Below are 21,516 nucleotides of genomic sequence, written 5' to 3' on the forward strand. Positions count from 1 at the left end.
ATTATTGTCCTAATAAAATTCGGCCAGAGGAGTGTTTACTCATACTCTCGCCTTGTTTAGAACTAAAAGAAAAATATAGCTTTTCTTTATCTTTTACCCAGCGAAGCTCTAATTCAACTTCTGCATTAGGTAAGATTGGTTCCTGAAATTTTAAAACTTCCATACCTTGGAAAACAGAATTCGCTTGTAGGTATATCTGGCCATAATAAATAGCCCAATCTACCTGAGTGACCCCTGGTAATAATGGGTGATTAGGGAAGTGGCCTGTAAAATCCAAAATATCACCATCCACACGCATCGTAATAACAACACTTGGCTGATTATCATCTTGAGCCTGTGTTTGCGTAGAAATAATTGTCGGTTTACGTTTTGTCATGAGTACTTCTTTTAATCATTAACATCATTAAATAGCTGTTGTAAATCGTGCATTTGACGCTTACCTTGGCTATTCAATGGAATTTCTTTAACCGCCCTAAAGCGACGTGGAATACCCACAGGTTCTAACCACTCTCTTAATTCAGATCGTAATTTTAACCAAAACTTACCTTTAGAGCCTTGTTGTATTGATTTGTTCCCTGCATCTGAAAGAACAATAACAGCACCTAATACGGTACGTTTCGCTTCTTCCATTGGGATAACAGCCGCCTCATCAATCCACTCTAGTTGCATCAAACGCTTTTCAACTTCGGTCAGTGAAAGGCGTTTTTCTTCAATTTTGATAACTCTATCGACTCGCCCTTTTAGCATGAATTGTCCATTATCCAACAAATCACAGTAATCACTGGTCGGATACCATAATGACTCATCAATAAAGGGAGATAACAATTCGAGACAATGCTCAATATTTAAGCGAGCTTGGTGAGACGGGAAGAAGGTCCAAAGTGAGGCTGGTTCTATTTGTTGGCGATATCCAACACCACCCGTTTCGGTGCTTCCGTAGACTTCAAATGGACGTAAAGAGAGTTTAATTTCACTCTGCTCAGCCCCTTCAATAGAAAGAGGACCACCTGAAGAAAAAACCATTTGATAGTGATTGTGACCTTCATGATCAGCAAGGCGTTTTAATAATGCAGGGCTGCAAATGAGTGTTTTTTTATGCTCAGGTTGATGAGATAAAATTTGCTCTGGATAAATGAAATTGGTTCGACAGAACGCACGACCAGCACACAATGGCCATAACACTCGAAATAATAGACCATAAATATGTTGATGAGAAACGGTGCTGTAAATTTCAGTCGCGTCTAGCTTGTCACCCCATAACTGCTCCAATTGCTGGATTTCGTTACTCAGTAACTGCAACGTTTTTTCGATTGGTTTTGGGGTATCAGTAGAACCTGAAGTAAATAAAGTAAGGCGAATATCATTTAACACTAACGGGGATAATACGCTCATGACATTATCGGTGATAGTTTGATAATGGCAATGATGTTCGCATGGCATGACTTGAATTATGTCATCATGCAATAAAGCATCAAAATGCTCAGATAATTCAGTCAACGCAGCAGGCTGATGATTACCTGGTAAAATAATGTGTTTGCCAGCATGAGCTAAAGCCAGAAAAGAGACGGAAAATTGATAACTATCATCAAAACATAATGCCCATTTTTTTTCTGGTTGATGAGATAAATAACCACATACTCGTTGCACGTCATGCCGAAACTGCTCATAACTTACATAAGTGTGCTGCTCATCAAAACACACGTTATGAGCTAGGCTTTCTTGATTGGTAAGATGGGAAAGTGCTGTGTAGCTCATACTTCTTTTCTCTTTATCCATTGACGCACTAACCATTCAGTGACAAATAAAGTTCCTATCAGTAAATAGCTAATAAAACCGTTATACAACATCCATACTTTCATCTCTAAAAAACAGGTAGAGAGTGAAATCGAACCATTAATGATAAAAAACACACACCACACTTTGGTTACGGTTCTAGTGTAGACTACGCCACTCGGCGGCAGATCAGGTTCTTGAAGGCGAGCAAAGCGTTCTATCATGCTTTGAGGCTGAGATAGCGTCCAAAAGAAGACAGTAAACATCACCACGTTAACGATCACCGGGTAAAACGTAAACCAGCCTTCAGATCGAAATAACCAGCCTAAGCCAGCAAGAATAATCCCGGCTCCGCCACTGATCATTGCAATGTATTTAAGCTCTTTTATTGGAACTTGTTTTCCACCAACCATTCGCACCAAAAACAACACCGCTAGCACGCCTGCTACGGTCGTAATACCACCAAAGTGGAGACCGTAGTAAACCGCTAGCGGGTAAGCAAGCAGTGCAATGGCTGACAATACCGTCAGCCAACGCATTATTTTAGCAGCGCTGCTACAGAGTTAACTACGTCATCAACGGTGCGAACTTCTTTAAACTCTTCTGGCTTGATTTTTTTGCCTGTCACTTTTTGTAAGTGAACAACCAAATCAACCGCATCAATACTGTCTAAATCAAGGTCTGTATACAGTTGAGCTTCTGGCGTAATATCCGCTTCATCAACTTCAAATAACTCAACTAATGCAGCAGTTACTTGCTCTAATACTTGCTCTCTATTTACATCTGTCATGCTTTACTCTCTTACGCTTGATTTGCAGTAATGTATGCAGCTAAGTTTACTACTGATGCAAAATGTTCACGAGTTTGAGTATCATCAGCATCCAAGACTAGGTTGTACTTCTTCTTAATTGCTAATCCTAGCTCTAGAGCATCAATAGAGTCTAAGCCTAAGCCATCACCGAACAGCGGCGCATCAGTTTCAATATCATCTACTGAGATATCTTCTAAATTAAGCGCTTCTATAATTAATAGTTTAATTTCGTTGTGTAATGCTTGCATCAATGACCTACTTATTTTCTTTTGATGTATTAAATTCATTTTGAGGATACAAAGCTGTATCTAAAAATCGATTCACGTTTCGAGCCGCTGAAGATGATGAATCAGCGCCTTCAATAAAAGAGGAGATGGCGACCTTTTCTTTCACTTCAACATGAAAAAAAGGACGGACATCTGGTACTTGATACCACTTCGCTTCTTTGGTTAAAAAACTGGGTGTCACTGTCACATGCACAATACGTAAATCACTTTCACTACGTACTGCAATTTGAGCAGCTCCACGTTGAAGCTTAGAGGTAATACCTGGTGTCGTTCGTGTTCCTTCTGGAAAAACCAATAATACATTTCCAGAATTTAATTTCTCTGAGCACTCTTCTAAAAATGCTTCAGGCTCTCTATTTGGAATATAACCTGCGGCTCTCACAATCCCTCGAATAAAGGGATTATGCCATAACGCCGCTTTAACAATGCAATCACACTGTTTCAATTGTGAAGCAATCAAAACATAATCAATCAAGCTTGGGTGATTAGCGACAATCAAGCAATTCTTATCTCCTTGTAATAGCTCTGCACCATCAAATTGGTACCTTATTGCACGGCTATAATGCATTGTTTTACAGAAGAGAAGAAAGCTTCTTTGTATTATCGCTTGTACTCTAACTTCACGTTGTTTGGTATTTTTCGCCGTAAATGTTAATAGTGGAAAAATAATAAACGTTAAGCAAAGCGCACCAACCCCAAATAAAGAAAAACAGAGTCCAGTAGCTACGATTCGCCAACATTTATCAATACGTAAAATCAAAGTCATTAGTTATTTATGCGTCCATGTCCATTGCGTTAATGAACTTTCGATCATCCATTGAGAGTGCGATCCTACTAACTTAGAAATACATTGCAACCCATGAGGCATCTCATTATGTTTATTTGCAGGTTTATTGTTCCATTGTAGAGAGTATTCACTACCTGCATTCAATATAAGCCCGAATGCATAGCCTTGATATTCTTGTTGTTCGAATTCTTGATAATGTGAAGGAAGTGGTTCATCAAAGTCTACTAGAAGTACTTTATCATTCGAGTTATCACTCAAATATGCAGCCGCTTCTATTAATGCTGAATGAAATGTATTTTCTCCTGCAGCAATTGAAGTCACTGAAATCGCTTTTTTAGCGGTAATAGTAAATAACCCTGCGGCGGTGTTATGTACTGACTGAGAGAACGCCATTGGAGAGGCATCTTCGCCTTTTAAAATATCTTCTAATAAAGCACACGTCCTGGTTAACTCACCATGACGACTGGCAAAGATTAAATAATCAATATCTTGTTCTTGAACTAAGGTAAGCGCGGTTTGAACTGCGAGTTTACTTAATGAGCTCATTCTTCTTCGAGCCATCGCGGGAATTTTATCGACGGGGGCTTTCTCGCCCTCAGGCCAAGTGAAATTAGCTTCTTGCCACTGTTGCCAAGCCGCTTTGGTCTCTATTCCAGCCGAAATTGCGTGCCAATCGATAATATTAAAATTTGCGTATGCCATGATATCCATCTAGTCGTAAAAATATTACAATTTGTTACCCTACTCGTATAGGATATATGAATTCAGGGACTTGGCGCAAATACAAAAAACAATAACGCATACGGTAAAAATATATAAAAAAAGATAATTTAAGGACTAACGATGCTATTTAAAAAACCACTAATGCTAACTACTGGCTTACTTCTTTTATCTGGCTGTGCAAGTGTTATGACACTGACAGATAAACAATCTGGCGAAGATTTATTTCAAACCAACAAACCTGTTTATACTCTGGTAAATCTTCATCCTGATGAACAGCGAGCAAAACTTTATTCTGTTAACTATCAACAAGCAGGTTTGATTCCTTTATGTACTAAAGTGAATATTGTTAATGCTACAAATAAACGATTAACATTTACAGTTGATAAAACGGAAAAGCAATACAGCTTTGATAAACACCGCTCATCACCAGACTTTGCAAAATATTTAAGTAATTATTTTGGAACTGAATGTAATACTTCAAAAGTAAAAAAACTGAGTGCGATAGATCAACAAGGAATTAAAGACGGTATTGCTAAAAAAGGCATGACTAAAGAAGGGATAAAATATGCAATTGGTTTCCCTCCTGAACATAAAACACCTGATTTAGATAGCGATGAATGGCTATATTGGAAAAATAGATTTAATACGTTCAGAGTCGAGTTTAAGAATAATCGCGTAGCCAACATTGTTGATTAATTAAACATTATTGTTAAATATCAGTGGTTTCTTGCTTTTAAACAAGGTTTCACACTCAACCACTGATATGATCATTTTCATCTTCTAATAATATGGTTAATTTCGTGACTCAATATAAAAATGACCCTTTTAATGCACTAGAAGCAAAAACAGAAGCTCAAAAACTCTCTTTTGCCCCTATCGTTTTTCAAACTGCTCGTACTCTCAGAGATCTTGGTATTCTTGCCGCGCTAGATAAAGCAAATGATCAAGGCTTAAATGCTGTTCAATTAGCTCAAGAGACTGGCGTGTCTGAATATGGCGTTAAAGTTCTTCTTGATATGGCACTTAGCGCACATATTGTGACATGGGACGAGCCAAATTACGTACTTGCTAATCTTGGGCACTTTTTATTACACGATGGAATGACTAATGCGAATTTAGATTTCACTGCTGATGTGTGTTACGCCGCAATGATGCACCTAACAGAAGCAATTCAAGAAGGCACTCCTGCAGGTTTGAAAGAACTGGGTGATTGGCCAACTATCTATGAAGGCTTATCTCGATTGCCAGAAAAAGCAAAAGAGAGCTGGTTTAAGTTTGATCATTTCTATTCTGACCGTTCATTCCCTATTTTATTAGAAAAAGTATTAAGCAAAAAACCTAAGCGTCTTTTTGATATAGGTGGTAACACGGGTAAGTGGGCATTACAGTGCTGTAACTACGATAAAGATATTGAAGTAACCATTATTGATCTTCCACAACAGATCGAAATTGCACTAAAAAATGCAGAGCAACAAGGTTTTGTTGATCGTATTAACGGCTATCCTACTAATATGCTGGATAAAACGCTGCCTTTACCTCAAGGCGCTGATGTATGGTGGATGAGCCAGTTCTTAGACTGCTTCTCTCCAATGGAAATTCTGAGTATTCTAAAACGCGTTCGTGCTGCAATGTCTGCTGATGCAAAAGTTTATATTCTTGAACTATTTTGGGATGAGCAAAAATACGATGCCGCGTCATACAGCCTAAATGCGACCTCTTTATACTTCACTTGTTTAGCGAACGGTAACAGCCGTTTTTATCGTTGCAGTGATTTCTTAGAAATTATTGAAGAAGCAGGCTTCACGGTTGCTGAACAAACGAATGATATTGGTTTAGGCCACACACTACTTGAGCTTAGCGCTAAATAGGAGCTGCCTGTGCTATCACAACAATCAATCAACCTAGAATCCACTCAAGTTGCTATTATTGGTGCAGGTCCATCAGGCTCGATTGCTGCTGCATTATTAAAAAAACACAATATTGATTGCATTATTTTAGAGAAATCGACATTTCCTCGCTTTTCAATTGGTGAGAGTCTGCTTCCTGCTTGTATGGAATCAATTAAAAAAGCAGGAATGCTGGAAGCAGTAGAGAAAGCTTCTTTTCAATATAAAGATGGCGCTGCTTTTCATTTTGATGGTACGTTCACTTCATTTGATTTTACCGACAAATTTTCAGAGGGTGCAGGAACAACTTATCAAGTACAACGTGGCAACTTTGATAAAGTACTGGCTGACAGTGCTCAAGAGCAAGGTGTCGAAATTCGTTACCAACATGAAATTACGGATGTTGATGTATCTCAAACTAAAGCTCTACTTTCAGTTTTAGATGCCGATGGCAGCCCTTATCAAGTGGAAGCAGATTTTATCTTGGACGCAAGTGGATTTGGTCGTGTATTACCAAGATTGTTAAACCTAGAAGAGCCTTCTTGTTTACCACCACGAAAAGCCATTTTTACCCACCTTACTGATAACATTGTTAGCGAAGGTTATGACAGAGATAAAATCCTTATTTCTGTACATCCAACCAATACACAAGTGTGGTATTGGTTAATTCCATTCAGCAATGGTACTTGTTCTTTTGGTGTGGTTGGTGAGCCTGAGTTTTTTTCTGATTACCCTAACGATAATCTTGAGGCATTAAAACAATTAGCAACTGAGGATAACAACCTCAAGCAATTACTCGTCAATGCCGAGTACCCAAATCCATGTGGCGAGATCATGGGATACTCAGCCAATGTCACCAAGTTGTTTGATCGTAACTTTGCACTTTTAGGTAACGCTGGTGAATTCCTTGACCCTGTATTTTCTTCTGGTGTAACTATTGCGATGAAATCGGCAGAGTTGGCTGCGGAGTCATTGATTAAACAATTTAACCAAGAAAAGGTTGATTGGCAGGTTGATTACTCAGATAAGCTAATGAAGGGCGTAAATACGTTTCGTTGCTATGTTGAAGGCTGGTACGAAGGGTCATTCCAAGATGTTATCTTCCATGAAGATTCAAACCCTAAAATTAAACAGATGATCTGTGCTATTTTGGCAGGTTATGCGTGGGATGAAGAGAATCCTTTTGTGGCTGAACCTGAACGACGCTTAAAAGTGGTTGCTGAATTATGTAAGCCATTAGCTCAGTAAATCTTCATATAGATAAATACCTAAAAAAGGCATCCAAATTCTACATTGGGTGCCTTTTATATTTTTGAGATATCAAGCCTTATGCCTGCTCACTCTCGATAACCGCTTTTAAGCTATGTGGATGCAACTTAATACATACACCTTGATATTTAAAAGCAACGGTATAATTTGCAATTCGCTCTGCATCACCCGATGGGCAACTCTGTTTTACTTTAACGTCTAAAGAGGCCAAGTTATCCCATTTCTCTTCTAACACCGGAAAAGTTTTCAATACGTATTCCAAAAATTCTTCTTGAGAATTAACATCACATGGAATGACCCACTCTACATGCTCCCAACCTTGTTGCGGATAACTTTTCTCACCAGGATAAGGTAACTCTAAACATTCAATAGACCAACTACTAACCTCTAAAGGTTGATTGAAGCCTAGTGCAATAATTGGACGACCATTGATCTCGTTATTTGACCATTCTTCCGCTTGTTGTAGCCACGCTTGATGAGCGGCTTCAGCAACACCGCGATCATTAATTCGCAAAGCAATATGATCCGCTTGATAATCAGTAAGATCGAGTCCCAACACATCAAGCAATATTTGAATTCTATCCATAAACACAGGTAACGCATTAATTAACTGCTGAGGCTCTAATTGTTGTTCTTTTAATAATAACGATGACATGAAGGCAACCTAACGGTAAAAAGAGAAACCGAATTGTATCAACCTCTTTACTTGATGTTTAGACTCTTAAGAAAAAATAGCAGAAACTATTAAATATCCCCTATTTTATTGCTATTATTAGCGACTATTTTGCTTTCCATGCAACAGCATTCCTGTTTAACAGCGATATGAAGGATAACTCTTTGAATATTCAATCACTTATTAACGACAAAGTATCTCAAGCCTTAGAAGCAGCCGGCGCGCCAGCAGGCAGCCCTGCCGCAGTTCGTCAATCTGCAAAAGCTCAATTTGGTGACTACCAAGCTAACGGCGTAATGGGCGTAGCTAAACGACTAGGTACAAACCCACGAGAATTTGCTCAGAAAGTACTGGATGTTTTAGATCTTGATGGCATCGCTAGCAAAACTGAAATTGCAGGCCCTGGCTTTATCAATATTTTCTTGTCTGAAGAATTTCTAGCAAAACAAGCTGAAGCAGCATTAGCTGACGAGCGCTTAGGTGTTGCTAAAGAACAACAACAAAACATCGTTGCCGATTACTCTGCACCAAACGTTGCAAAAGAGATGCACGTGGGTCACTTACGTTCAACTATCATCGGTGATGCTGTTGTTCGTACTCTTGAGTTTTTAGGTCACAACGTGACTCGTGCTAACCACATCGGTGACTGGGGTACTCAATTTGGTATGCTTATCGCAAACCTTGAGCGCATCCAAAAAGAGAAAGGCGAAGTTTCTATGGAACTGTCTGATCTTGAAGGCTTCTACCGTGAATCTAAAAAACTGTATGACGAAGATGAAGAGTTTGCAGTAACTGCACGTGGTTACGTTGTTAAACTTCAAGGCGGTGATGAGTTCTGTGCAGAGATGTGGAAGAAGCTTGTTGACGTTACTATGGTTCAAAACCAACGCAACTATGATCGTCTAAACGTGTCACTTACTCGTGATAACGTAATGGGCGAAAGTATGTATAACAGCATGCTTGCTCCAATCGTTGCTGATCTTCAAAAACAAGGTCTAGCGGTTGAGAGTGATGGTGCTCAAGTAGTTTACCTTGACGAATATAAGAACAAAGATGGCGAACCTATGGGCGTTATCGTTCAAAAGCGTGACGGTGGCTTCCTTTATACAACAACGGATATCGCTTGTGCTAAATACCGTTTCGAAGAACTGAATGCTGATCGTGTTCTTTACTTCATCGATTCACGTCAACACCAACATCTAATGCAAGCGTGGACTATCGTTCGTAAAGCAGGATATGTTCCTGAAAGCGTATCTTTAGAACACCACGCGTTTGGTATGATGCTAGGTAAAGATGGCCGTCCATTTAAAACTCGTGCTGGTGGTACGGTTCGTCTGGCTGATCTTCTTGATGAAGCAGAACAACGTGCAACAGCGTTAATCGAAGAGAAAAACAAAGATCTATCTGCTGAAGAAAAAGCGAAGATTGCGACTACGGTTGCAATGGCTGCGGTTAAGTACTCTGACCTTTCTAAGCACCGTACTACAGATTACATCTTTGACTGGGACAACATGCTTGCATTTGAGGGCAACACTGCGCCTTATATGCAATATGCTTACACTCGTGTTGCTTCTATCTTCAGCAAAGCTGGTTTGTCTATGGATGAACTGACTGGCGAAATTAAGATCACTGACGAAAAAGAAAAAGCGCTTGTTTCTAAATTGATGCAATTTGAAGAAGCGGTTCAAGCAGTAGCAAGTGAAGGTCAACCTCACTTAATGTGTGCTTATCTATTCGAACTTGCGGGTCAATTCTCTAGCTTCTACGAAGCGTGCCCTATTCTTAACAATGAAGACGAAACTGTTAAGCAAAGCCGCCTAAAACTAGCTGCATTAACCGCTAAGACAATCAAGCAAGGTCTAGACCTATTAGGCATTGAAACGCTAGAGCGTATGTAATTCCTATGTCACTACTCTGAATACTTATTTATGCAGAGTAGTGATAAGCGAAGATCAAAAAAGGAGCTAATTTTAGCTCCTTTTTTATTAGGTCGAATTTGTGTTACAAATTATTAAAACCAACGCTCTAATGCAGATTTATCCAACTGCTTAAACGCTTTATTTAAAATGTTCGCCAGTTCTTTATAACGAGGTTGGCTCTTCATTGGCTCTAATGCAGCCCCTGATTCAATAATTTTCTGGTATAACTCTCGATACCAACTTGCTAATGCTGGCGGTAATACTGTATTTGCTCGATTACCTAACCACCAAAATCCTTGCAATGGCATACTTAATGCGAATAACGCAATAATAATAGCTTGAGGTAAACCTGCCGTGTTATTAAAAGCCATTTGTGTCAACACACTGATTACGGCAACCGCAGGCATAACCTTAACTGCAAACTTAGTGGCTTTAATCACTCGTTGCTCTGGGAACATTGGAGCTAACTCTTTTCGCTCAGGCCAAACATCCATGTAAGTCTGACCGTCTCGAAATCGGAATAGAAAACCGTTTTCACTCATATTGCCCCCTTAATTTCTAAACAAAAGTTTAATTATTCAAAAAAACAGAGAATAAACTTGATTAGAATTAATATTAACTTAAAATATTTTTGTTATCTTAGCGCACAATCGTTATCCTATGCGCTGATTTATTTTTTGCTGTAGTTCTACTATAAGCTAAAAAAGGATAAATCGGCAAGGACTGCTGTAATGCTCTTTCTAAGGATAGCCAACTTTTTTATGCAAATGTGGTCATAATTTTTTAAATTAAACTATATTTGCCATTGTTATGTCATTTACGACATAACTTTATTACTGATGAATAAATAGGTATTTATACATGTCTAAGCTGGTTTTAGTTTTAAACTGCGGTAGTTCTTCTCTTAAATTTGCGGTTGTTGACGCAGAATCTGGTGCAGAGCACTTAACTGGTCTTGCTGAGTGTCTTGGTCTTCCTGAAGCTCGTATGAAGTGGAAACTTGATGGCAAGCACGAAGCACAACTAGGTGCAGGCGCTGCACACGTAGAAGCTCTATCATTTATGGTAGAAACTATTCTTGCTTCTAAGCCAGAGCTTAAAGCTAACCTAGGCGCTATCGGTCACCGTATCGTACACGGTGGTGAGCAATTTACAGCATCAGCACTTATCACTGATGAAGTACTGAAAGGCATTCAAGACGCTGCAACTTTTGCACCTCTTCATAACCCTGCTCACATCATCGGTATCGAAGCTGCTAAAGCAAACTTCCCAGAGCTTCAAAACGTTGCTGTATTTGACACTGCTTTCCACCAAACAATGCCTGCAGAGTCTTACCTATACGCTCTACCATACAACCTATACACAGATCACGGTATCCGTCGTTACGGCATGCACGGTACTTCTCACCTGTTCATCACTCGTGAAGTTGCTGGTCTATTAAACAAGCCAGTTGAAGAAGTTAACATCATCAACTGTCACCTAGGTAACGGCGCATCTGTATGTGCTATCAAGAACGGCGAATCTGTAGATACTTCTATGGGTCTTACTCCTCTTGAAGGTCTAGTAATGGGTACTCGTTGTGGCGATATCGATCCTGCGATCATTTTCCACCTACATGACGCACTAGGTTACTCTGTTGAGCAAATCAACAACATGCTAACTAAAGAGTCTGGCCTACAAGGTCTAACTCAAGTGACTTCTGACTGTCGTTTCGTTGAAGACAACTACGGCGAGAAAGAAGAAGCAACTCGTGCAATGGATGTATTCTGTCACCGTCTAGCTAAATACGTTGCAGGTTACACAGCAACTCTAGAAGGTCGTCTAGACGCAATCACTTTCACTGGCGGCATCGGTGAAAACTCTGCTCCAATCCGTGAAATGGTTCTTAACCGTCTAGGTATCTTCGGTATCGAAGTTGATGGCGAAGCTAACCTTAAAGCGCGTTTCGGTGGCGAAGGTACTATCACTACAGCAAACAGCCGCATCCCTGCAATGGTTATCTCTACTAACGAAGAGCTAGTAATCGCAGAAGACACAGCTAAATTAACTGGTCTATAATATATCTCCTAAAAGGCTAGCCATTAGGTTAGCCTTTTTTCTTTCTATGGCTTTATTTTTTCAATAAGGTCTCTTGCCCCAATAGTGTAGAGGAATCTTCCATGTCTCGTACTATTATGCTTGTTCCAATCAGTGCTGGTGTTGGTCTAACTAGCGCAAGTTTGGGTGTTTTACGTTCTATGGAACGTAAAGGCGTAAGCGTTTCTTTTTACAAACCTATCTCTCAACCTCGTCACGGTGGTGATCAACCTGATCTAACTACTTCAATTGTGACTAGCAGTAGTGATATTAAAGCAGCAGAACCTACAACAGTTTCTCGTGCAGAAGAACTTCTACGTAACGATCAAACTGATGTTCTTTTAGAAGAAATCGTTGCTCGTTATAAGTCTATCAGTGAAGGTACTGATGTGACGCTGATTGAAGGTCTTGTTCCTACTCGTAAGCACCCATTTGCTAACCAATTAAATGGTGAAATCGCAAAAACTCTGGGCGCTGAGATTGTGTTTGTAGCTACTCCTGGTACAGATAATCCTTCTCAACTTAAAGAGCGTATCGAAGTAGCATGTTCTAACTTCGGCGGCACTAAGAACAAACAAATCGCTGGCGTTATTATCAACAAGCTAAATGCACCTGTTGATGAAGCTGGTCGTACTCGTCCAGACCTATCTGAAATCTTTGATGATGCAGATGCTACGTCTAAGACTAACCTTGAAGTAATGCAAATCTTCAACTCTAGTCCTATTCGTGTTCTTGGTTGTGTGCCTTGGAAAATCGATCTAATCGCTACGCGTGCTATCGATATGGCTAAGCACCTTAATGCTGAAATCATCAACGAAGGCGAAATCGCAACTCGTCGTATTAAGAGCATCACTTTCTGTGCACGTTCTTTACCGCACATGATTGAGCACTTCAAACCAGGTTCTCTATTAGTAACTTCTGCTGACCGCCCTGACGTTATTGTTGCTGCATGTCTTGCTGCAATGAACGGCGTTGAAATCGGTGCAATCTTACTAACTGGTGGTTACGAGATCCCTAAATCAATCGCTGATCTTTGTAAGCCTGCACTAGATGCTGGTCTTCCAATCTTCACGGCTCAAGGTAACACTTGGCAGACTTCTCTAAATCTACAAAGCTTCAGCCTTGAAGTTCCTGCAGATGATAAAGAGCGTATTGAGTTTGTTAACGAACACGTTGCTAGCCACATTGATGGTCCTTGGATTGATTCACTATCTGAAGGTACTGAAGGCATCCGTCGTCTAAGCCCACCAGCATTCCGTTACCAGTTAACTGAATTTGCTCGTAAAGCGGCTAAACGCATCGTTCTTCCTGAAGGTGATGAGCCTCGTACAGTTAAAGCTGCGGCTATCTGTGCTGAACGTGGTATCGCGACTTGTGTTCTTCTTGGTAACCCTGAAGAAATCCGTCGTGTTGCAGCACAACAAGGTGTTGAACTTGGCGCTGGCGTTGAGATCATCGATTCTGCTGCTGTACGTGAAAACTACGTTGCTCGTTTAGTTGAGTTACGTGGCGCGAAAGGCATGACTGAAGTTGTAGCTCGTGAGAAACTACAAGATTCAGTATTCCTTGGTACTATGATGCTTGAAGCGGGTGAAGTTGACGGTCTTGTTTCTGGTGCGGTTCATACCACAGCAAACACTATCGTTCCTCCATTCCAAATCATCAAAACAGCTCCTGATGCTTCTATCGTATCTTCAATCTTCTTCATGCTTCTGCCTGATCAAGTTCTTGTATACGGTGACTGTGCGATCAACCCTGATCCAACAGCTGAGCAACTTGCTGAAATCGCTATCCAATCTGCTGACTCTGCAGCGGCATTTGGTATCGACCCTCGCGTTGCAATGATCTCTTACTCTACTGGTGAATCTGGTAAAGGCGCAGACGTTGATAAAGTACGTGAAGCAACAAAACTTGCTCAAGCAAAACGTCCTGATCTAATGATCGACGGTCCTCTACAGTACGATGCTGCAATCATGGAAAACGTAGCTGCTTCTAAAGCACCTAACTCTCCTGTTGCGGGTAAAGCGACTGTATTTGTCTTCCCAGACCTAAACACTGGTAACACAACATACAAAGCCGTTCAACGTTCTGCTGACCTAGTATCTATCGGTCCAATGCTTCAAGGTATGCGCAAGCCAGTAAATGACTTGTCTCGTGGCGCTCTAGTGGACGATATCGTTTACACAGTAGCTCTAACGGCTATCCAAGCATCTCAAGCTGAAGAAGCAGAGAAAGCTGAAAAAGTAATTAACTAATTTAATGCTCTAGCAATAGAGTTTAGTTAACGAAAATAGAAAGACACGCGATGCAAATTGCGTGTCTTTTTTTGTGCTTATAAAGCAGGGACTAGGTTTTAGAAACAAAAAAACGAGAACCAATTGGCTCTCGTTTTATTTATCACGCTAATGAAACTAGGCTACTATCGTATGTAAGTCGTCATTAACTCATCTTTGTATACAGGGCGATACCAGACACGTTCAGCCTCTTGGCAACACTGAGTCTTGTCACAACCAATAAGCTCACGAGTTAATTTAGCTTTTTTGACCCAGAGCTCAAGCATTGCATCGACACCATCTTCACTCATACTGAACTTCTTAGCTAAAGTAATACGTTCAACTCGACCTTGTTCATCAATGTACTGTTTAAGCTCTGTTAAGATCATACTAAAGCAACCTCTTGTTGTTCTACTTCTTTGCTCTTGTGTTTCAAGGCAAGGTAAGTCACTGCCATTGCGATTAACGAAATTGCAATCCACATGCTGCTTGTCATTGGTGCATTAGAAAAATTCGCAATTTGGTAATACAGCGTTGACGACACATAAGCTAATAACATCGTCCAGCCTGCAATAAAGTAAGAGTACTGACGACCAAACTCACGCATATATGCCCCCATTGCAGCAACACATGGCGTATATAGCAAGATAAAGATTAAGTAAGACATTGCACTTGCACTAGTTACAAAATGAGCCTGCAAATTACCAAAGATTGAATCAGCAACACCTTGGTCTTCAGCGACAGCATTTGCATCTGTTAGATCCCCAACTTCTACCCCTAATGGATCTGAATAACTTAAGCCTGATAAGTTGTCAGGAATAGACATCACCGCTTCTTCAAGACTTGCCATTAAATCAAACTCAGCACCTTCATCAGCAGGATCAGAATATAAACTGTTTAATGTACCAACAACGGCTTCTTTTGCAAAAATACCGGTAATAATACCCACTGTTGCTGGCCAGTTATCTTCTTGAATACCAATTGGCGCTAATACTGGAGTAACAATTTGAGCCGCTTTTGATAATACAGAATTTTCACTGTCTTCATTACCAAATGAGCCATCCATACCTAACGAATTAAAGAAGCTTAAAATAGTCACGACAACGACAATTGTTTTACCTGCACCAAGAACAAAACGCTTAAGTTTCTGCCAAGTTTTGATCATGATATTGCGCATTGTTGGAAATTCATAATCTGGAATTTCCATGATAAACGTATCACTACGACCCGGATAAATAGTGTGTTTTAGCAATAAGCCTGTAAATACAGCAGCTAAAATACCTAAGAAATACAAACCAAATACCACGTTTTGGCCATTTTCAGGGAAGAAAGCTGCAGCAAACAAAGCATAAACAGGAAGACGTGCACCACATGACATAAATGGAGCCATTGATGCTGCCAGTTTACGTTCACGCTCTTGTTCTAGCGTACGAGTCGCCATGATAGCGGGAACGTTACAACCAAAGCCTAGAACCAAAGGAACAAACGCTTTACCTGGTAGCCCAATCTTTTGCATCACTTTATCAAGTACAAATGCTGCTCGAGCCATATAACCTGAACTTTCAAGTAAAGAAAGAAATAGGTATAAACAACCAATCACTGGAATAAATGTTGCAACCGTTTGAATACCACCACCAACACCATCCGCAATCAAAGTTACCAACCAAACAGGTAAATGACCATCTAATAGATAATGGCTTCCATCAACTAATACCGCGCCAACACCAATATCGAAAAAGTCGATAAATGCACCACCGATATTAATAGAAAACATAAACATCAGATACATGACAAAGAAAAAGAAAGGAATACCAATCCATTTATTTAAAATAATACGGTCAATTTTTTCACTGACACTATGGCTTAGCCCACCTTCCTGACGACGTAATTCTTGACATAACTGATGTAAAAATGTGTATCGACAATCCGCAATATGAAAATCAGCTTCTACTTTCGTCGTTAATACATTAGCGATATTAACTACTGCATTTCTTTTTTCTGCTTCTAATGCATTCAATACTAATGCATCATTTTCTAATGCTCGAATTGCCAGTGAACGACTTGATGCGTAATCATTTGTAAACAATGATGAAGCTTCTTCTATTGCCTCCTCAACTTGATCGCCATACGCTAACTCAAGCGAAGTCATTTTGATGCCTTGAGCAATAGATTTATGTAGTTTTTCTTTAAACTTATGAACTTGGCCATTGTTGTTTGCAGAAAGCGCAAGTACAGGACAACCTAATTTTTTCTCTAAACCTTTGATATCAAGAACTTGTCGCTGACGCTTTAATACATCCATTTTATTCAGAACAACGATCATTGGACGACCCAATTCACGCAGCTGTAACGTCATATATAAGCTACGCTCTAAACAAGATGCATCTACCACATTAATAATAACGTCGGCGTCATGTGTTAAAACGGCTCTCGAAGCGATAGTTTCATCAAGGCTATTAACATCATTACCACTGTCTAGTGCATAAATACCAGGTAAATCTGTTAGTAAAAACTCATCACCTGAACAAGTATATTTACCTGTTTTCTTTTCAACCGTAACACCAGCCCAGTTACCTACTTGCTGCTTAGCACCGGTTAGACCATTAAATAAAGTTGTTTTACCGCTGTTTGGGTTACCTACAGTTAATACTTGATACTGCATTCTATAATTCCTTAACTGTAATTTGTTCTGCTAGATTTTTACGAATAGCCAGAGAAGTACCTCTTACGCTAATTTGTAATGGATCACCCATTGGAGCTTTACGCAAAATAGAGATTTCCGTATGCGGTAGCATTCCCATTACCATTAGCTTCTTTCTTGTGTCTGTTGGTAATAAAGACATATCTGTTACTACGGCTTTTTTTCCGCTGTCTAATTGCGTTAGTTTCATCTCAAGCTCCACGATAGTGAGAATCATTATTATTTCGTTTCATTCTATAACTTACGCTTACATTTATCTTGCGCTAAATCAATTTTTGTCAGTAAATTGACAAAAATCCTATAAATAGATATTTCACAACGGAAATATGGTTATGAGACTTTGCTTCCACAATCACGTCAATTACGTTAATTAAGTGCAAATGCAAATAACGTCAAAATATAAACCTGATAAAACAAAAGCGACACATAAGAATAAAGCATATAAAAACAATAACTTAATATTGAAATCTTATCTTTGTCGCTTTTGTACCTATTAATTGTCGTTATTTTGATATGTAAAAAAAGAAAGGAAATGTATAGTTATTTCATCGAGAGGGAGACCTCTTAAACTTTTATTCTAATAGAGGTAATAAGAGAAATCTTATTACTTCGGCAGCAAGCGAAGGTGCCTTTGGTACCCGTGGCGTAGTCCCCCCGACTACGTCACGATCTTTTTTTCTTACTTCCCCTCAACTTACTATCAATTACCAATATAGATAGCCATAATCGACTTGATCAGAAAAATAAGTAGATAAATAGTAGAACGAATTGATACAAATCATTTAACTCTCTTCATTCTCACTGACAAATTGAGTTGGAGATAATCCATAGTGACGCTTAAATCGTTTACTGAAATAAGAAGGATCATTAAATCCTGATTCAAATGCCGCATCTGCAACCTTGCAACCAGAAATTAATAACTCACACGCTTTTTCTAATTTAACTTCAATTAAATATTCCATAAACGATCGCTGAGTTAATTGTTTAAACCTTCTTTGAAGATTTCGTTCTGAAACAAACAATGCTTTTGCTGCGGCACTCGTGCCAAACTTAGGGCTACGGTAGTTCTCTTCCACTATTTCATAAACACGAATTAACCAGTCTTGATGGCGTTGAAGATCGTCTGTATCTTTATTCTCTAGCTTTACACCTGATAACTCACTACTAAAGGAATCAATAGCAATAGGCCATGAAAGTAGGAGTTCATTTGCACCAATAATATTTTTTGTAATTTCAAAGTGTCCTCCATTTTGCACAGTTAACTGTTTAACGGAAGATAACCCAAGCGCTTGATTTATTACTTCAATTATTCTAGATAGATCAACTCTTTTTAATTCTTCAAGCTCTTCTGCTGTAATGCAAGAACCCTGACTAAGAAAACGGATACTTATTCGTTGTTCATTATTTTCAATGCAGATCGTAACCTGCTCTCCAAGGTCACTTCTTTTTAATAAATTAAATAATACATTATTAAATATCGCATCAATCAAGATCGGCTGGACAAAAATAGAACAACCTACAGAATGGTCATCTAAGCAAAGATTAACGCCTTTAAAATGGTATTCTTCTTCCCAACCTTTAATTGCAGCTCTTAATAAAGGAGATAATAATTGATTCATACGTTTGCTTTGTTGAAGCATCATTAAAGGCTCTATATGACTCAGTTGGCGTAATAACTTCAAGCTATATTCACATTGGTTTGCTAGAGCTAAGTTAGTTAATGAGCCTTTTTTATGTAAGTCATTTTGAATATCTTTAATTGGTTGAAGTGCTTGCTCTGCCATCTCCGAGATAACATGCTGCCTTACTGTTAAGAGTTTCTGTAATTGACGGTTACTTGAGATTAGAGCCTTACCTTGATGGCTTAACTGCTTAGTTTTTATATCTACACTCTTTCTTAGATTCTCATTACTTTTTTTAATTTCTTTTGAGCGCCAAGAATAAATGCCAATAATACTTAATAGCCCAATACAAAATAACGTAAATATAAACCACGGAGCAAAGAACCAAGGGATCTCAACATGAAATGAAAACTCCGTAACATAACTCGTTCGTTGTCCATCATTACGTGGGTTAATTCTTAAAACATATTTTCCTGATTTTAAAGAATCAAATATAAGTAGGCTACCATCAAAGTCTTGCCATGACTCATCACTAGAACCTAATAATTGATATGATAATGATTTATTTTGAAACTCAGGAAGTATCCCAAATAGAAACGAAATACTCGAACCATAAGGAACTAAGCTTTCAAGCTCTTGCTTTCCTCCATAACTAACGGCCTTGTGATCAATTCTGACCTGCCCTAAAACAGCACGCGGTTTGGGTATTTGATACTCTACAAGATCTTGTTCATTTACAAAAAAAATCCCATCTTTACTAACAAACATCATTGTTCCATTAGAAGATATTGAGCATAAATCCGGTAATAATTCATTATTGATTAAACCTCTCTGACTTCCAAAATGCTTCGTTAATCTTCCTGAATGAGTATATAAAGAAAGCCCTTTACTTGATGAAAGCCAAACACCATTGTTGCTAGATAACACGCAATGAGGCGTTATATAGTTAGCTGATAACATGACGTCCGATCTCTCTCCTTTTGAATTACTTATTTGTAATCCATAATTACTGACAATCCAAGAGTTACCATATTCTGTATCTACCATGTCTAGAACACTACCAGTACGAATATAGGCATAATCAAAAGTTAAAGCTCCATTAGCATAGCGGTATAATCCAGTATTTGTTCCTATTGATATTTGACCATTTTTATTTTCATAAATATGCGTTATCGTGGTTGAGTATTTCTTCTCTAATGCCCACGAATACCCCAAAGTCATTAATCTGTTTGTATTCGTATTATAATGGAATAAGCCCTCTTTACTCGAAAACCAAAGAATACCTGTAGAATCCATTAACAAGTGCTCTATGTTCTCGCCTTCTAACCCTTTAAGCTCCTCAGGGATACGTACTACAAAAGAGTCACTTTCAACTTGATAAATTCCTGTCGTTGTTCCTACCCAAATAAATTCTTCATCATAGGAAAGATCATTGACATAATAAGGAAGTATTTTTTTTATCGATTTTTTTTTATTCGACATTGGAATTAAAAATAAACCTTCAGGCGCACCAAACCACGATGAGTCATTTGAACTCTGTAATACTGCGTTTACCTTGTCTACATTTAAGTTTCCATTTGCTTCTTTATGCCTTATTCGTGTAAACAAGCGGGTACTATCTGAGTAATAACTTACACCGTTATCAGTTGCTATCCAAACTCCATTATTGTTATCGGATAATAGAGCATAGATCTTATCCCCTTCTAAAGAATAATCATCTCTTACAACAGATTCAAATCGATCAAGTTGATGACTAAGCGTATTCCATTTGTATAATCCACTGGCTGTTCCAAACCAAAAAAAACGGTCTGTTTCTGTAAAAGAGAGTAATAAATCACTTATGATTTTATGCTGTATATCTATCTCATTATTTTGAATTTTAGCTAGCCAAATACTGCCATGAGTACCTAGAATTATTTGGTTAGTTTTCTTTGAGTAAAAAATAGCATCAATATAGTACCCTAGATATAAAGGCGCATAGGTTTTACTTATTGGATCAAATTCAAAGATGCCTTCTGACGTTGATACTATCCATCGCTCTTTGGCATAAACAGCACCCGTAATTGTAATTTCATCAAGGATTGCTCCCGTATTTGCTTCATTTATATTTGAAGTTATAAACGTCATTTTTTTAGTATCATAAATAAAAAAATGATTATCGTTATAGCCCCACAAGGTGCCGTCTTGTTGGTTTAATACTTGTAAATCATCGATTTCTGGTAAATCTAGTACAATATTAAAACCTGCGCTTTCAGACCACGATTTAAGTTTGTTATTCTTAATAAACCAAAATTTATTATCTACAAAAGCGACTCTTCTGGGGGACTCTTTATTACTTCGTTCACCTAAAGTAAAAATATTCTGCCCATCAAATAAATGTACTTGCCCGTAAACGTCATACATCCATAAGGCACCATCATCACGTAAAAACAGTTGTTGAGCCGTGATATATTGGCCATCTGTATGAATAGACATTGGGTAAAAGATTGTATTATCAGAAAGAGAAAAAGAGTAAGTAGAAAACAAGAGAGAAATACTCAAAATAAGCATTCTTAATAAAAACATCTACTTGCCTTATGATAGAAGAAGGAAAAGGAAGAATATAATAGAAAAAGTCGTTCAATATAGCAATCAAGTCATATTTACTAAAGTTGATTTAACATGAATGATAAAACTAAAAAAGCCCTTTCTATTTGTCAAAATAAAAAAGGCTATT

The 21,516-nt window shown here is 38.6% G+C and carries 19 protein-coding genes; 6 read left to right on the plus strand and 13 right to left on the minus strand.

What is annotated here, in order from left to right; genetic code table 11:
• Window position 1 precedes the first annotated feature (1 nt).
• The 7 genes from ACU5DF_RS14245 to ACU5DF_RS14275 are packed head-to-tail and all read right to left on the minus strand — an operon-like array spanning window position 2 to window position 4,360.
• On the minus strand, window positions 2-376 hold the full coding sequence (locus ACU5DF_RS14245) for a 3-hydroxyacyl-ACP dehydratase FabZ family protein (protein ID WP_446713347.1): 375 nt from the start codon (window positions 374-376) through the stop codon (window positions 2-4).
• Between the two features lie 11 nt (window positions 377-387).
• Window positions 388-1,776, minus strand: a complete 1,389-nt coding sequence (locus ACU5DF_RS14250) for an AMP-binding protein (RefSeq protein ID WP_446713348.1) — start codon at window positions 1,774-1,776, stop codon at window positions 388-390.
• The gene (locus ACU5DF_RS14255) at window positions 1,752-2,312 is read right to left on the minus strand and encodes a COG4648 family protein (RefSeq protein ID WP_446713349.1); all 561 of its coding nucleotides are present in this window, start codon (window positions 2,310-2,312) and stop codon (window positions 1,752-1,754) included. The genes ACU5DF_RS14250 and ACU5DF_RS14255 overlap by 25 nt, the downstream gene beginning before the upstream one ends.
• On the minus strand, window positions 2,312-2,563 hold the full coding sequence (locus ACU5DF_RS14260; RefSeq protein ID WP_045101581.1) for an acyl carrier protein: 252 nt from the start codon (window positions 2,561-2,563) through the stop codon (window positions 2,312-2,314). Before ACU5DF_RS14260 ends, ACU5DF_RS14255 begins: the two co-directional genes overlap by 1 nt.
• An 11-nt stretch (window positions 2,564-2,574) precedes the next feature.
• Entirely contained in the window at window positions 2,575-2,832 is a 258-nt protein-coding gene (locus tag ACU5DF_RS14265; RefSeq protein WP_045101580.1) for a phosphopantetheine-binding protein, read from the minus strand.
• A gap of 7 nt (window positions 2,833-2,839) precedes the next feature.
• Window positions 2,840-3,637, minus strand: a complete 798-nt coding sequence (locus ACU5DF_RS14270) for a lysophospholipid acyltransferase family protein (protein WP_446713350.1) — start codon at window positions 3,635-3,637, stop codon at window positions 2,840-2,842.
• Window positions 3,638-3,640: 3 nt separating this feature from the next.
• The gene (locus tag ACU5DF_RS14275; RefSeq protein ID WP_446713351.1) at window positions 3,641-4,360 is read right to left on the minus strand and encodes a beta-ketoacyl synthase chain length factor; all 720 of its coding nucleotides are present in this window, start codon (window positions 4,358-4,360) and stop codon (window positions 3,641-3,643) included.
• Between the two features lie 141 nt (window positions 4,361-4,501).
• Here ACU5DF_RS14275 and ACU5DF_RS14280 point away from each other — a divergent pair, with 141 nt between their 5' ends.
• The 3 genes from ACU5DF_RS14280 to ACU5DF_RS14290 all read left to right on the plus strand — a co-directional run bounded on the left by ACU5DF_RS14280 (window position 4,502) and on the right by ACU5DF_RS14290 (window position 7,515).
• On the plus strand, window positions 4,502-5,077 hold the full coding sequence (locus ACU5DF_RS14280; RefSeq protein WP_446713352.1) for a hypothetical protein: 576 nt from the start codon (window positions 4,502-4,504) through the stop codon (window positions 5,075-5,077).
• 104 nt (window positions 5,078-5,181) lie between these two features.
• Window positions 5,182-6,249 carry a methyltransferase gene (locus ACU5DF_RS14285; RefSeq protein ID WP_446713353.1) on the plus strand — a complete coding sequence of 356 codons (1,068 nt, stop codon included), beginning with the start codon at window positions 5,182-5,184 and terminating at the stop codon, window positions 6,247-6,249.
• Window positions 6,250-6,258: 9 nt separating this feature from the next.
• Window positions 6,259-7,515 carry an NAD(P)/FAD-dependent oxidoreductase gene (locus tag ACU5DF_RS14290; protein WP_446713354.1) on the plus strand — a complete coding sequence of 419 codons (1,257 nt, stop codon included), beginning with the start codon at window positions 6,259-6,261 and terminating at the stop codon, window positions 7,513-7,515.
• A gap of 79 nt (window positions 7,516-7,594) precedes the next feature.
• On the opposite strand, the gene ACU5DF_RS14295 is transcribed toward ACU5DF_RS14290, so the two are convergent.
• A complete protein-coding gene (locus ACU5DF_RS14295) occupies window positions 7,595-8,191 on the minus strand; it encodes a VOC family protein (RefSeq protein WP_446713355.1) in 597 nt (198 codons plus the stop codon).
• A gap of 182 nt (window positions 8,192-8,373) precedes the next feature.
• On the opposite strand from ACU5DF_RS14295, the gene argS reads away from it, so the two are divergent.
• Window positions 8,374-10,107, plus strand: a complete 1,734-nt coding sequence (argS, locus tag ACU5DF_RS14300; protein ID WP_446713356.1) for an arginine--tRNA ligase — start codon at window positions 8,374-8,376, stop codon at window positions 10,105-10,107.
• A 113-nt stretch (window positions 10,108-10,220) separates the two neighbouring features.
• Here the strand turns inward: argS and yfbV are convergent, their stop codons facing one another.
• On the minus strand, window positions 10,221-10,670 hold the full coding sequence (gene yfbV, locus ACU5DF_RS14305; RefSeq protein WP_045101574.1) for a terminus macrodomain insulation protein YfbV: 450 nt from the start codon (window positions 10,668-10,670) through the stop codon (window positions 10,221-10,223).
• Between the two features lie 319 nt (window positions 10,671-10,989).
• Between yfbV and ACU5DF_RS14310 the strand changes: the two genes are divergently transcribed.
• Together ACU5DF_RS14310 and pta are read left to right on the plus strand one after the other, a co-directional pair.
• A complete protein-coding gene (locus ACU5DF_RS14310; protein ID WP_446703461.1) occupies window positions 10,990-12,186 on the plus strand; it encodes an acetate kinase in 1,197 nt (398 codons plus the stop codon).
• A 101-nt stretch (window positions 12,187-12,287) separates the two neighbouring features.
• Complete coding sequence (pta, locus tag ACU5DF_RS14315; protein WP_446713357.1) at window positions 12,288-14,459, plus strand: phosphate acetyltransferase; 2,172 nt, start codon at window positions 12,288-12,290, stop codon at window positions 14,457-14,459.
• Window positions 14,460-14,623: 164 nt separating this feature from the next.
• Here pta and ACU5DF_RS14320 read toward each other — a convergent pair whose 3' ends face one another.
• From ACU5DF_RS14320 to ACU5DF_RS14335, 4 genes are all read right to left on the minus strand, one after another.
• The gene (locus ACU5DF_RS14320; protein WP_446713358.1) at window positions 14,624-14,866 is read right to left on the minus strand and encodes a FeoC-like transcriptional regulator; all 243 of its coding nucleotides are present in this window, start codon (window positions 14,864-14,866) and stop codon (window positions 14,624-14,626) included.
• Complete coding sequence (gene feoB / locus ACU5DF_RS14325) at window positions 14,863-17,139, minus strand: Fe(2+) transporter permease subunit FeoB (RefSeq protein ID WP_446713359.1); 2,277 nt, start codon at window positions 17,137-17,139, stop codon at window positions 14,863-14,865. The genes ACU5DF_RS14320 and feoB overlap by 4 nt, the downstream gene beginning before the upstream one ends.
• A 1-nt stretch (window position 17,140) precedes the next feature.
• Window positions 17,141-17,368, minus strand: a complete 228-nt coding sequence (locus ACU5DF_RS14330; protein ID WP_045101569.1) for a FeoA family protein — start codon at window positions 17,366-17,368, stop codon at window positions 17,141-17,143.
• A 592-nt stretch (window positions 17,369-17,960) separates the two neighbouring features.
• Window positions 17,961-21,365, minus strand: coding sequence for a helix-turn-helix domain-containing protein (locus ACU5DF_RS14335; RefSeq protein ID WP_446713360.1), 3,405 nt, complete (start codon window positions 21,363-21,365; stop codon window positions 17,961-17,963).
• Between the last annotated feature and the right edge of the window lie 151 nt (window positions 21,366-21,516).

This window comes from Aliivibrio wodanis, from assembly GCF_052920805.1.

Excerpts from the sequence above, each read along its gene's own strand:
- yfbV (WP_045101574.1), bottom strand. The coding sequence starts at position 10,670 with ATGAGTGAAAACGGTTTTCTATTCCGATTTCGAGACGGTCAGACTTAC.
- pta (WP_446713357.1), top strand. The coding sequence starts at position 12,288 with ATGTCTCGTACTATTATGCTTGTTCCAATCAGTGCTGGTGTTGGTCTA.
- ACU5DF_RS14320 (WP_446713358.1), bottom strand. The coding sequence starts at position 14,866 with ATGATCTTAACAGAGCTTAAACAGTACATTGATGAACAAGGTCGAGTT.
- ACU5DF_RS14335 (WP_446713360.1), bottom strand. The coding sequence starts at position 21,365 with ATGTTTTTATTAAGAATGCTTATTTTGAGTATTTCTCTCTTGTTTTCT.
- ACU5DF_RS14245 (WP_446713347.1), bottom strand. The coding sequence starts at position 376 with ATGACAAAACGTAAACCGACAATTATTTCTACGCAAACACAGGCTCAA.
- feoB (WP_446713359.1), bottom strand. The coding sequence starts at position 17,139 with ATGCAGTATCAAGTATTAACTGTAGGTAACCCAAACAGCGGTAAAACA.
- ACU5DF_RS14270 (WP_446713350.1), bottom strand. The coding sequence starts at position 3,637 with ATGACTTTGATTTTACGTATTGATAAATGTTGGCGAATCGTAGCTACT.
- ACU5DF_RS14275 (WP_446713351.1), bottom strand. The coding sequence starts at position 4,360 with ATGGCATACGCAAATTTTAATATTATCGATTGGCACGCAATTTCGGCT.
- ACU5DF_RS14330 (WP_045101569.1), bottom strand. The coding sequence starts at position 17,368 with ATGAAACTAACGCAATTAGACAGCGGAAAAAAAGCCGTAGTAACAGAT.
- ACU5DF_RS14310 (WP_446703461.1), top strand. The coding sequence starts at position 10,990 with ATGTCTAAGCTGGTTTTAGTTTTAAACTGCGGTAGTTCTTCTCTTAAA.
- ACU5DF_RS14255 (WP_446713349.1), bottom strand. The coding sequence starts at position 2,312 with ATGCGTTGGCTGACGGTATTGTCAGCCATTGCACTGCTTGCTTACCCG.
- ACU5DF_RS14250 (WP_446713348.1), bottom strand. The coding sequence starts at position 1,776 with ATGGATAAAGAGAAAAGAAGTATGAGCTACACAGCACTTTCCCATCTT.
- ACU5DF_RS14295 (WP_446713355.1), bottom strand. The coding sequence starts at position 8,191 with ATGTCATCGTTATTATTAAAAGAACAACAATTAGAGCCTCAGCAGTTA.
- ACU5DF_RS14280 (WP_446713352.1), top strand. The coding sequence starts at position 4,502 with ATGCTATTTAAAAAACCACTAATGCTAACTACTGGCTTACTTCTTTTA.
- ACU5DF_RS14260 (WP_045101581.1), bottom strand. The coding sequence starts at position 2,563 with ATGACAGATGTAAATAGAGAGCAAGTATTAGAGCAAGTAACTGCTGCA.
- ACU5DF_RS14265 (WP_045101580.1), bottom strand. The coding sequence starts at position 2,832 with ATGCAAGCATTACACAACGAAATTAAACTATTAATTATAGAAGCGCTT.